The sequence below is a fragment of the Streptomyces sp. CNQ085 genome (genome assembly GCF_022614595.1).
In the GTDB taxonomy this organism is placed as follows: domain Bacteria; phylum Actinomycetota; class Actinomycetes; order Streptomycetales; family Streptomycetaceae; genus Streptomyces.
In genome coordinates, this window is sequence record NZ_JAJFAU010000152.1 from 1 (window position 1) to 11,532 (window position 11,532).

At 73.3% G+C, this 11,532-nt stretch carries 10 protein-coding genes; 7 read left to right on the forward strand and 3 right to left on the reverse strand.

Going from position 1 to position 11,532, the window contains the following annotated elements; all coding sequences use genetic code 11:
• Positions 1-89, reverse strand: an 89-nt coding sequence (locus LJ221_RS20495) for an acyl-CoA carboxylase subunit epsilon (protein WP_241718204.1), incomplete at its 3' end; no start/stop codon positions are given.
• A 73-nt stretch (positions 90-162) separates the two neighbouring features.
• Positions 163-1,770, reverse strand: coding sequence for an acyl-CoA carboxylase subunit beta (locus LJ221_RS20500; RefSeq protein ID WP_241718196.1), 1,608 nt, complete (start codon positions 1,768-1,770; stop codon positions 163-165).
• A 101-nt stretch (positions 1,771-1,871) separates the two neighbouring features.
• On the opposite strand from LJ221_RS20500, the gene LJ221_RS20505 reads away from it, so the two are divergent.
• The 5 genes from LJ221_RS20505 (at position 1,872) to hutH (ending at position 7,815) form a co-directional block, all read left to right on the forward strand.
• Complete coding sequence (locus tag LJ221_RS20505; protein ID WP_241718197.1) at positions 1,872-2,771, forward strand: biotin--[acetyl-CoA-carboxylase] ligase; 900 nt, start codon at positions 1,872-1,874, stop codon at positions 2,769-2,771.
• Positions 2,772-2,847: 76 nt separating this feature from the next.
• Entirely contained in the window at positions 2,848-3,942 is a 1,095-nt protein-coding gene (locus LJ221_RS20510) for an adenylate/guanylate cyclase domain-containing protein (protein WP_241718198.1), read from the forward strand.
• Between the two features lie 111 nt (positions 3,943-4,053).
• Positions 4,054-4,854 (forward strand): enoyl-CoA hydratase/isomerase family protein, encoded by an 801-nt coding sequence (locus LJ221_RS20515; RefSeq protein WP_241718205.1) that lies wholly within the window; start codon positions 4,054-4,056, stop codon positions 4,852-4,854.
• 109 nt (positions 4,855-4,963) lie between these two features.
• Positions 4,964-6,154 (forward strand): sensor domain-containing diguanylate cyclase, encoded by a 1,191-nt coding sequence (locus LJ221_RS20520; protein ID WP_241718199.1) that lies wholly within the window; start codon positions 4,964-4,966, stop codon positions 6,152-6,154.
• 104 nt (positions 6,155-6,258) lie between these two features.
• The gene (gene hutH, locus LJ221_RS20525; protein WP_241718200.1) at positions 6,259-7,815 is read left to right on the forward strand and encodes a histidine ammonia-lyase; all 1,557 of its coding nucleotides are present in this window, start codon (positions 6,259-6,261) and stop codon (positions 7,813-7,815) included.
• Here hutH and LJ221_RS20530 read toward each other — a convergent pair.
• Complete coding sequence (locus LJ221_RS20530) at positions 7,796-8,110, reverse strand: hypothetical protein (protein ID WP_241718201.1); 315 nt, start codon at positions 8,108-8,110, stop codon at positions 7,796-7,798. The genes hutH and LJ221_RS20530 overlap by 20 nt on opposite strands.
• Positions 8,111-8,535: 425 nt before the next feature.
• Between LJ221_RS20530 and LJ221_RS20535 the strand changes: the two genes are divergently transcribed.
• Together LJ221_RS20535 and LJ221_RS20540 are read left to right on the forward strand one after the other, a co-directional pair.
• Complete coding sequence (locus LJ221_RS20535) at positions 8,536-9,813, forward strand: Ig-like domain-containing protein (RefSeq protein WP_241718202.1); 1,278 nt, start codon at positions 8,536-8,538, stop codon at positions 9,811-9,813.
• Positions 9,814-10,024: 211 nt separating this feature from the next.
• Complete coding sequence (locus LJ221_RS20540) at positions 10,025-11,452, forward strand: ABC transporter permease (protein WP_241718203.1); 1,428 nt, start codon at positions 10,025-10,027, stop codon at positions 11,450-11,452.
• The last annotated feature ends 80 nt before the right edge of the window (positions 11,453-11,532 follow it).

Sequence of the window (11,532 nt, forward strand, 5' to 3'; positions counted from 1 at the left end):
GCGGCGAGGGCCGCGGCCCGGGTGCGCACCACCGCCAGGGCGGCGGCCAGTTCCTCGGGGGTCGGATTGCCGCGTACGACCTTGATCACGTCACGGTCTCCTCGCTGTCGCGGGCGGTCAGGGTGTTCGGAGCGGTCAGGCTGGTCACAGGGGGCAGGGTGGTCAGAGCGGGATGTTGCCGTGCTTCTTCGGCGGCAGCGACTCGCGCTTGTTGCGCAGCGAGCGCAGCCCCCGCACGATGTGGCGGCGCGTCTCGGAGGGCACCACCACGGCGTCCACGTACCCGCGCTCGGCGGCCACGTACGGGTTGAGCAGGGTGTCCTCGTACTCGGCGGTCAGCCCGGCCCGCAGCTCCTCGCGCTCCTCGTCCGTCCCCGCGGCCGCCAGCGTCCTGCGGTGCAGGATGTTGACCGCGCCCTGCGCGCCCATCACCGCGATCTGGGCGGTGGGCCAGGCGAAGTTGAGGTCGGCGCCCAGGTGCTTGGAGCCCATCACGTCGTACGCGCCGCCGAACGCCTTGCGGGTGATCACGGTGATCAGCGGCACCGTCGCCTCGGCGTAGGCGTAGATCAGCTTGGCGCCGCGCCGGATGATGCCGCCGTACTCCTGGTCGGTGCCGGGCAGGAAGCCCGCCACGTCCACGAAGGTCAGCACGGGGACGTTGAAGGCGTCGCAGGTGCGCACGAAGCGCGCGGCCTTCTCGGAGGCGTCGATGTCCAGGCAGCCGGCGAACTGCATCGGCTGGTTGGCGACGATCCCGACCGGGTGGCCCTCCACCCGGCCGAAGCCGGTGAGGATGTTCGGCGCGAACAGCGGCTGGGTCTCCAGGAACTCTCCGTCGTCCAGCACGTGCTCGATCACGCCGTGCATGTCGTACGGCTGGTTGGCCGAGTCCGGGATCAGCGTGTCCAGCTCGAGATCGGTCTCCGAGGTCTCCGGATCCGCCTCCTCGGGGAAGGCGGGCGGCTCGGAGAGGTTGTTGGAGGGCAGGTGCGACAGCAGCGCCTTGACGTACTCGACCGCCTCCTCCTCGCCGGAGGCCAGGTAGTGCGCCACGCCGGAGGTGGAGTTGTGGGTGCGGGCGCCGCCCAGCTCCTCGAAACCGACGTCCTCGCCGGTGACCGTCTTGATGACGTCGGGGCCGGTGATGAACATGTGCGAGGTCCGGTCGACCATCACCGTGAAGTCGGTGATCGCCGGGGAGTAGACCGCGCCGCCCGCGCACGGGCCCACCACCAGGGAGATCTGCGGGATCACACCGGAGGCGTGGGTGTTGCGGCGGAAGATCTCGCCGTACGCGCCCAGCGAGGCCACGCCCTCCTGGATGCGGGCGCCGCCGGAGTCGTTGATGCCGATGACCGGGCAGCCGGTCTTCAGTGCGAAGTCCATCACCTTGACGATCTTCTGACCGTAGACCTCGCCCAGCGCGCCGCCGAAGACGGTGAAGTCCTGGGAGAAGACGGCCACCGGGCGGCCGTCGACCGTGCCGTAGCCGGTGACGACACCGTCGCCGTAGGGGCGGTTGGCGTCCAGGCCGAAGTTGGTCGAGCGGTGCCGGGCGAACTCGTCCAGCTCCGTGAACGACCCCTCGTCCAGCAGCAGTTCGATCCGCTCGCGGGCGGTCAGCTTGCCCTTGGCGTGCTGCTTCTCCACCGCGCGCGCCGAACCCGCGTTCGTGGCCTCCTCGATGCGCCGCCGCAGATCCGCGATCCTGCCCGCGGTCGTGTGACGATCCTGGTCCTCGGGGGCTGGGCTCTGCTGCTCGGACACGGGCTGCGGCTCCTCGTCGTGGCGTCTGGCTACCGACTCGTAGCGTATCGGCGCGGGAGTGATCCGGCGGTGCGGCGTTTGCCACACCTAATCTGTCTTGCATGACACCGAACGACCCGCCGGACAGTCCCTGGTCGGACCTGGAACGGCCCCCGCTGAACGCCGCCTCGCTGCGCCGTGCGCTGGTGCGGCCCGCATCGCTGTGGACCTCCCTGGAGGTGGTGGACTCCACCGGCTCCACCAACACCGATCTCGCCGCGCGGGCCGTCCGCGGCGAGGCACGGGAGGGGGAGGTGCTCGTCGCCGAGCGGCAGACCGCCGGGCGCGGGCGGCTGGAGCGCACCTGGACGGCGCCCGCCCGCTCGGGGCTCTTCCTCTCCGTGCTGCTGGCGCCCACCGCGCCCGCCGACCGGTGGAGCTGGCTGCCGCTGCTGGCCGGGGTCGCCACCGCCTCCGCCCTGTCCCGCACCGCCGGGGCGGACGTGGTGCTGAAGTGGCCCAACGACGTCCTGGTGCGCTCCGGGGACGAGGAGCGCAAGATCGGCGGCGTCCTCTCCGAGCGGGTCGAGCGCCCCGGCGGCTCTGCCGCGGTGGTGCTGGGTATCGGCCTCAACGCCACGCTGCGCGAGGAGGAGCTGCCGGTGCCCGGGGCCGGCTCCCTGGCCCTGGCGGGCGCGCGTGTCACCGACCGCGACACCCTGCTGCGCGCGGTGCTGCGCTCCGTGGAGGAGTGGTACGGCCGCTGGCGGGAGGCAGTCGGTGATCCGGAGGCGAGCGGAGTGCGCGAGGCGTACACCTCGGGCTGCGTCACGCTGGGTCGGCGGGTGCGCGCGGTGCTGCCCGGGGAGCGCGAGCTGCTGGGCGAGGCGGTCGCGGTGGACGACGCCGGGCGGCTGGTCCTGGCCGGCGGCGAAGGCGTGCAGCAGCCGGTGGGCGCGGGTGACATCGTGCACCTCAGGCCCGGTCCGGAGGAAGCGCGGGGGCGGTCGCCGGGAGAGTGAGCCAGAGCACACCTGCCGTATCGTTGAGGCGACCCAGCGCGGCGGGCGCGGCGGCAGTGAGTGGAACGGAAGGGCAGTGGACGACTCGGGCACCCCAGCCGAAGAGCCGACGACGGACGGTGAGGCGGCCCATGAACCGGCCCATCCGGAGGAGGACCCCCTCGCGCTCCGCATCGAGCAGCTGATCCTCGGCGCGGGCCGGCAGTACACGCCCTTCCAGGCGGCCCGCGCCGCCGACGTCCCCATGGAGCTGGCCGCCCGCTTCTGGCGGGCTATGGGTTTCGCCGACATCGGCCAGGCCAGGGCGCTCACGGAGACGGACGTGATCGCGCTGCGGCGGCTGGCCGGTCTGGTGGAGGCGGGACTGCTCAGTGAGGCGATGGCGGTGCAGGTGGCGCGGTCCACCGGGCAGACCACCGCGCGGCTGGCCGAATGGCAGATCGACTCCTTCCTGGAGGGGCTGACCGAGCCGCCCGAGCCGGGCATGACCCGCACCGAGGTGGCCTACCCGCTGGTCGAGCTGCTGCTGCCGGAACTCCAGGAGTTCCTGGTCTACGTCTGGCGGCGGCAGCTGGCCGCCGCCACCGGCCGGGTGGTGCAGGCGGCCGACGACGAGGAGATGGTGGACCGCCGCCTGGCGGTCGCCTTCGCCGACCTGGTCGGCTTCACCCGGCTGACGCGCCGGCTGGAGGAGGAGGAGCTGGGCGAGCTGGTCGAGGCGTTCGAGACCACCGCGGCCGACCTGGTCGCCGCGCACGGCGGCCGACTGATCAAGACGCTCGGCGACGAGGTGCTCTACGTCGCCGACGAGGCGGGCACCGCGGCCGAGATCGGGCTGCGGCTGATCGAGACCCTGGCCAACGACGCGACGATGCCGGAGCTGCGGGTGGGCATGGCCCTGGGTACGGTCACCACCCGGATGGGCGATGTGTTCGGCAACACGGTCAACCTGGCCAGCCGGCTCACCTCGATAGCGCCCAAGGACACGGTGCTGGTGGACGGCGCGCTGCGCGCCGAGCTGGTGGCCGCGGGGGAGGCGCCGGAGTCGGAGAAGGAGACGGGCGCCGACGCGGCGTACCGCTTCGCGTTCCAGCCCCTCTACCAGCGCCCGGTGCGCGGTCTCGGCGTCATCGAGCCCTGGCTGCTGACCCGCCGCGCTCCCGGTTACTGACCGCTCGCCCCTGGACCCGCCGGGCGGGGCGGATGGCATGATGCGCCCGTACACCAGTGAGCGATCGTTAACCGGAAGGGCTGTGTGGACGACGTGAGCGTGCACGAGGGCGTGGGCGAGGAGCGGTTCGGCGAGTGGGTCGCGGTGCGGCGGGAGCCGGACGGACACGTCGCCGAGCTGGTGCTGGACCGGCCGAAGGCGATGAACGCCGTCTCCACCGAGATGGCCCGCAACATCGGGGACGCCTGCGCCGCGCTCGCCGGCGACCGGCGGGTGCGCGCCGTGGTGCTCTCCTCCACCCACGAGCGGGCGTTCTGCGTGGGCGCGGACCTGAAGGAGCGCAACTCCCTCAGCGACGCCGACCTGTCCCGGCAGCGGCCGTACGCCCGCGCCGCCTACACCGGGGTGCTGGAGCTGCCGGTGCCGGTGATCGCGGCCGTGCACGGGTTCGCACTGGGCGGCGGCTTCGAGCTGGCGCTGTCCTGCGACCTGATCGTCGCGGACCCCACCGCGGTGGTCGGCCTTCCGGAGGTGTCGGTCGGGGTGATCCCCGGTGGCGGCGGCACCCAGCTCCTGCCGCGTCGGGTGGGCGCGGCCCGCGCCGCCGAGCTGATCTTCACCGCGCGCAGGGTGGAGGCCGAGGAGGCCCGTGAGCTGGGCCTGGTCGACCTCCTGGCGGCCCGCGGCGAGGACCGGGCCGAGGCGCTGGAGCTGGCCCGGCGCATCGCGGTCAACTCCCCGGCGGGTCTGCGTGCGGCCAAGCGGGCGCTGCGCACCGGATGGGGGATGGATCTGCGCGGCGGTCTGGAGGTCGAGGACGCCGCCTGGCGCTCGGTGGCGTTCTCCGGCGACCGGGCCGAGGGGGTCGCGGCCTTCAACGAGAAGCGGGCCCCGCGATGGCCGGGGGAGTGACCCGGCCACGAGCGGGCACGAGCCCGGTGAAGCCGGAGCGGGCCGGTGCGCACCGGTCGGCGACCCGGAGCGAGGGCCCATAACCTGGGTCGTGTGGATCGGGTACGGCATGGGTGACGACGCGCGGCTGAGGACCGTGGTGGGGCTGGCGCAGGAGATGGCCGCCGCCCACACCCTGCGCGATGCCGCCCGCACCGCCGCCGAGGGCGCGCGGGCCGCGCTGGACGGCTCCTTCGCGGCCCTGTCCGTCTGGGAGCGCGAGCGCGGTCTGCTGCGGGTGCTGGTGAACACCGGCGAGCGTCGCGGGGACGAGGAGGAGTTCCCCGAGGACGAGACGTACCCGATCCACGACTTCCCCGAAATCACGGGCCTGTGCCGCGGCGCGGGCCCGGGGGCCGGGACGCGTGCCTGGGTGGAGACGGCCGACGGCGGGAGCCGGGTCTCCCGGTACGGCCCCGCGGCACCCCGGGAGACCCGGCCGCCGGCGCTGCGCCGGCGGGGGCGGGGCTGCTGCGTGGTCGCACCGGTCGTCGTGGACGGGCGGGCGTGGGGTGAGCTGTACGTGGCGCGCGAGATCGGGCGGCCGGTCTTCGACCGGGCCGACGCGGACTTCGCCGAGGCGCTGGCGTCGGTGATCGCGGCCGGGATCGCCCAGACCGAGCGGCTGGAGGAGGTGCGCCTGCTGGCCTTCACCGACCCCCTCACCGGCCTGGCGAACCGCCGGGCGGTGGACGTCCGGCTGGAGGAGGCACTGGAGCGGCACCGCGCGGACGGGACGGTGGTCAGCCTGCTGGTCTGCGACGTCAACGGGCTCAAGAGGGTCAACGACGTGCTGGGCCACGAGGCGGGTGACCGGCTGCTGGAACGTTTCGCCTCGGTGCTGTCCCTGTGCGGCGCGATGCTTCCGGGCACCCTGGCCGCCCGGCTGGGCGGGGACGAGTTCTGCCTGCTGGCGGTGGGGCCGCCGGCGGACGAGGTGGTCCGGGTGGCGGACGAGGTGTGCCTGCGGGCCGCGGAGCTGGAGACGGGACAGGGAGTGGCCTGCGGAGTCGCCTCGACGGGCGACCCGATAGGCCCGGTCCGCTCGGCCCGCCGGCTGTTCCGCCTCGCCGACGCGGCCCAGTACCGGGCCAAGGCCGCCCGCACCGACAAGCCGGTGGTGGCCGGGCGCGAGGGCGCTGGGGCGGCCGAAGGCCCCGAGGGCCCCGGTGACGCCGTGGTCCGCCTGGCGGACCGGGCCGAGCAGGGACGGATCGGAGCCCCCGGCGACCGCCGTCGGCTGCGCGGCCTGGACGTGTGAGCGTCCGCACGCGGGTCCGGTGGCTTACGCGGGTCCGGCAGGGCGTGCGGTCCGGCCCGGCAGGGTCGTGACAGAATTCGATTCACTCTTTAGTGTTCCTGAATATGGATATGCAGAACCGTGTGGTGATCGGCCCCTCCGGCACTACCGCCGAGGATGTCGTCGCCGTCGCCCGCGGCCTGGCCCGCGTCGAACTGTCCGACGAGGCGCTGGCCGCCCTCGCCGCCGCCCGCCGGGTCGTCGACGACCTGGCCGCGTCCCCCGACCCCGTCTACGGCGTCTCCACCGGCTTCGGTGCCCTGGCCGTCCGACCCATTCCCGCCGAGTTGCGCGTGCGGCTCCAGCGCAACATCGTCCGCTCCCACGCCGCGGGCATGGGCCCGCGCGTGGAGCGCGAGGTGGTGCGGGCGCTGATGTTCCTGCGGCTGAAGACGCTGGCCTCTGGCCGCACCGGGGTGCGGCCCGGGACGGCCCGCGCCATGGCGGACCTGCTCAACGCGCGCATCACACCCGTCGTCCACGAGTACGGCTCACTCGGCTGCTCCGGCGACCTGGCGCCGCTGTCGCACTGCGCGCTGGCCCTGATGGGCGAGGGTGAGGCCGAGGGGCCCGACAGGCGGGTGCGGCCGGTGGCCGAGCTGCTGGCCGAGCACGGGCTGGCCCCCGTCGAGCTGCGGGAGAAGGAGGGGCTGGCCCTCCTCAACGGCACCGACGGCATGCTCGGCATGCTGGTCATGGCCTGCGACGACCTCGCCCGGCTGTTCACGTCCGCCGACATCACCGCCGCCCTCACCCTGGAGGCGCTGCTGGGCACCGATCGGTTGCTCGCGCCCGAGCTGCACGCCGTCCGCCCGCACCCCGGCCAGGCCGCCTCCGCCGCCAACATGCTCAAGATCCTGGCCGGCTCCGGTCTCACCGGTCACCACCAGGACGACGCCCCGCGCGTACAGGACGCCTACTCGGTACGCTGCGCGCCCCAGGTCGCCGGCGCCGGGCGCGACACCCTGGCGCACGCCCGAGCCGTCGCGGAGCGGGAACTGACCGCGGCCGTGGACAACCCGGTGGTGCTCCCCGAGGAGGGCCGGGTGGAGTCCAACGGCAACTTCCACGGCGCTCCGGTCGCCTACGTGCTGGACTTCCTCGCCATCGCCGCGGCCGACCTGGCCTCCATCGCCGAGCGCCGCACCGACCGGCTGCTGGACCGCGCCCGCAGCCACGGGCTGCCGCCCTTCCTGGCGGGCGACGCGGGGGTGGACTCGGGGCTGATGATCGCCCAGTACACCCAGGCCGCGCTGGTGAGCGAGATGAAGCGGCTGGCCGTCCCGGCCTCGGTGGACTCGATCCCGTCCTCGGCGATGCAGGAGGACCACGTCTCGATGGGCTGGTCGGCCGCCCGCAAGCTGCGCACCGCCGTCGACGGGCTGACCCGCGTGGTAGCCGTGGAGCTGTGCGCCGCGGCTCGCGCGGTCGAGCTGCGCGCGGCGGACGGGCTGACCCCCTCGCCCGCCGCCTCCGCGGCGGTGGCCGCGGCGCGCGAGGCCGGGGTACGGGGTCCGGGGGAAGATCGTTATCTGGCGCCGGAGTTGGCGGCGGCGGAGGCGTTCGTCCGCACGGGAGGGCTGGTGGCGGCGGTCGAGGCCGTCACCGGGCCGCTGGCGTGAGCCCCTCGCGGCCGGCCCGTGCGCGGGCGTTGACCAGCAGGGCGGCGCCCGCGCCGAGGAAGCCGAGACCGCCGACGAGGTAGGGCGTGGTGTCGAAGCTACCGGTGTCGGCCAGCAGCACCTCGCCCCCGGAACCGGTCTGCGTCCGGGCCTGGGCCCCGGCCTGCGCACGGGAGACCGGGGCTCCGGCCGGCTCGCCCTCACCGGTGGCGTTCGCGGACGGTACGAACCACAGACCGCACAGGAGGCCGCCCGCGACGGCGGCGGTCACCAGCGGTCGACGGTGTGCTCGCACGGGAAAGCCCCCTCGGTACAGCGGATCGGCGGTGCAGCGGATCGGCGGTGCTGCGACCGATGCTAACGAGGGGGAGGGGGCCGCGGGAAGTGCCGCCGTCGCGGGGCGGCCTCCGTTGCCCGGCCACCTCATGAGAAATCGGTCACGTTGCCGCATAAGTCCTGCGGCGGAAGGAAAGTGCTGTGATGTGATCGGCTGTCACGGGGAGCGGCCTGCCGGTAACGATCCGGAACAGCCGGGGAATTCCTCGTCCACCAGTGCAACCCCTGGTGACCGACGGGTGTCTTACCCCACAGTCCTACCCTGGGTGGAACGGGTCACGGCTCCCTCGCGTTCTCGTGGATACGGCCACGGGGTGGACGTCCCGCCTCGCCCTCACCGGACGGCGTGGGGCGCGGAACGGGGAGCCAGGGGTTCGTGAGCGGATGGAGAAGCGTGTGATGAGGGACGGCAAGCGCCGCAGGGGCATCGCGGCGACGGCCGCACTGCTCGGCGGAGTGCTCACACTGTCGGCGTGCGGGGGCGAGGGAAGCGGCGGCGGACCCGGCGCGGAGTCCTCGAAGGAGCCGGAGAAGGGCCAGGCCCAGGTGGACAGGGCGGCGGCGGAGAAGTCCTCCGACGCCCGAATACTCATCACGCCCAAGGACGGCGCGGACAACGCCAGCATCCACGCGGCCCAGGTCAGGGTGGAGGGCGGCAAACTCACCTCGGTGACCATGAAGGCCGCCGCGACCGGCCAGGAGGTCGAGGGCACCCTCGCCTCCGACGGCAGCGGCTGGAAGCCCGACGGCCAGTTGGAGCGCGCCACCCGGTACACGATCTCCGCCGAGGCCGAGGACCCCGACGGCCGCAAGGTGCTGGAGAACTCCTCCTTCACCACGGTCTCGCCCGGCAACAGTTTCATCGGCTACTTCACGCCCGAGGACGGCTCGACCGTCGGCGTCGGCATGCCCGTCTCCCTCAACTTCGACAAGGGCATCACCAACAAGAAGGACGTCCAGGCCGCGATCGAGGTCAACACCACCGGTGGCCAGGAGGTCGTGGGCCACTGGTTCAGCGACACCCGCCTGGACTTCCGTCCCAAGGACTACTGGACGTCCGGCTCCAAGGTCACCGTCGACCTCAACCTCGACGGTGTCGAGGGCGCCGACGGCATCACCGGCGTCCAGGACAAGAGCTTCAGCTTCACCGTCGGCCGCTCGCAGGTCAGCACCGTCGACGTGAACACCAAGACCATGGAGGTCGTGAGGGACGGCAGGACCGTCAAGACTTTCAAGATCTCCGCGGGCGCGCCCGAGACCCCCACCTACAACGGTCAGATGGTGATATCCGAGAAGTACAAGGAGACCCGGATGAACGGCGCGACCGTCGGCTTCACCGACGACGACGGCAAGGGCGAGTACGACATCCCCGACGTGCCGCACGCCATGCGCCTGTCGACCTCCGGCACCTTCATCCACGGCAACTACTGGGGCGCCGACTCGGTCTTCGGCAGCGTCAACACCAGCCACGGCTGCGTCGGCCTGAACGACGTCCAGGGCGCGGACGACCCCGGCCAGGACGGTGCCTGGTTCTACGACAACTCGCTCCTGGGCGATGTCGTCGTGGTCAAGAACTCGCCCGACAAGCAGATCGCCCCGGACAACGGGCTCAACGGCTGGAACATGGCCTGGGAGGACTGGAAGGCCGGATCCGCCCTCTGACGGCCGGTCGGTCCCCCGCCCGTTCCCCGGCTCCTCCGACCCCGCCGGAACCGGCCCCCGCGAAGGCGGCGGGCGCGGCCCACACGCCGCGCCCGCCGCCTTCGGCGTGCCGGGAGCGCGCTCCCGCCGGCCCCACGGGGGCGGTGACTTCTCACGCGTCTCTCACCAGACCCTCAGCCGAACGTCAGCGAGCGTTCCTACGTTCTCGCGCATGTTCCTCACCTACCTCCGGCGGGAGTTGCGCCGCCGCGGAAAGGCGGCGCTTCTCGTCGCCTCCGGACTGGCGCTCGGCATCGCGCTGGTCATCGTCGTCAGCTCCGTCTCCACCGGGATGAAACAAGCCCAGGACGAGGTCCTGGAGTCCCTCTACGGCCTGGGCACGGACATGACCGTCACCAAGGCGCAGCAACCACGGGAGGAGGGCGAACAGTCCCGGCGCCCCCGCTTCAGGTTCGACGCCGGGGAGGAGGGGGAGGAGCAGAGCAACCAGCGCCTTGTCGTTCAGGGCTTCCAGACTCTCGGCGCGGACACGGTCGACACGATCGCGGAGCAGGACGGCGTGGCCGCGGCGGTGGGCGGGCTGGCCCTGAACTCCGTCACGGTGGACGGCGAGTTCGCCCGGGGCGAACTGCGTGGCCGGGGCGGGCCGGGGGAACAGGGCGACCGGGTCGAGGGAGGCGGCGCCGACTTCCGGGTCGAGACCCACACCCTTTACGGCACCGATGTCCGCACACCCGGCCTGGGCCCGCTGACCTCCTCCGCCATCACCGACGGACGCGGCTTCGGCGAGGACGAGACCGATGCCGATGTCGCCGTCGTGGACAGCGCACACGCCGAAAGCGAGGACATCGCGGTCGGCGACAGCCTCGACGTGGCCGGTACCGGCTTCGAGGTCGTCGGCATCGCCACAGCCGACAGCGGACAGCCCGCCGCCCAGGTCTACATCCCCCTGGCGCGCGCGCAGGAACTCGCCGACGCCGAGGACACGATCACCACCGTCTACGTCAGGGCCACCGACTCCCAGCGGATCGAGGACGTGAAGGCGGCCGTGCTGAAGGAGATCCCGGACACCACCGTCACCACCTCGGCGGACCTGGCCAAGACGGTCTCCGGCTCCCTCGGCACGGCCGCGGACCTCGCCGAAGGCGTCGGCAGATGGCTGTCCTACGCCGTGCTGGCCGCGGCCTTCCTCGTCGCCGGACTGCTCACGTCCTCGGCGGTCGGCCGCCGGGTACGCGAGTTCGGCACCCTCAAGGCGCTGGGCTGGCGCAGCGGCCGGGTCACCCGCCAGGTGATGGGGGAGGCTCTGGCCAACGGGCTGCTCGGCGGCGGGCTGGGCATCGCCCTCGGCTGCGCCGGCGCGTACGCGGTGACCGCCGTCAGCCCGACACTGACCGCGTCGCTGGGGGCGGCTCCCGGTGCGGCTGCCGCCGGCCGCGGACCGGGGCGTGGCGCCGCGCGACTGCTGGGGCAGGAGGGAGAACGAGCCCTGGAGATCGCGCTCACCGCACCCGTCGACCTCCGCGTCATCGCGTCGGCGGTGACGCTGGCCGTCGCGGGCGGCCTCGTCGCGGGAGCATTCGGAGCCTGGCGAGCCGCCCGGCTGCGCCCCGCCGACGCGCTGCGCCGTGTCGCCTGAGACCTCACCCGGCCACGACCCGCGCACACCCCGGGGCCCGCACGGGCCGCCCCGGCCGGTGCCGCGCCCGGTACCCCCCG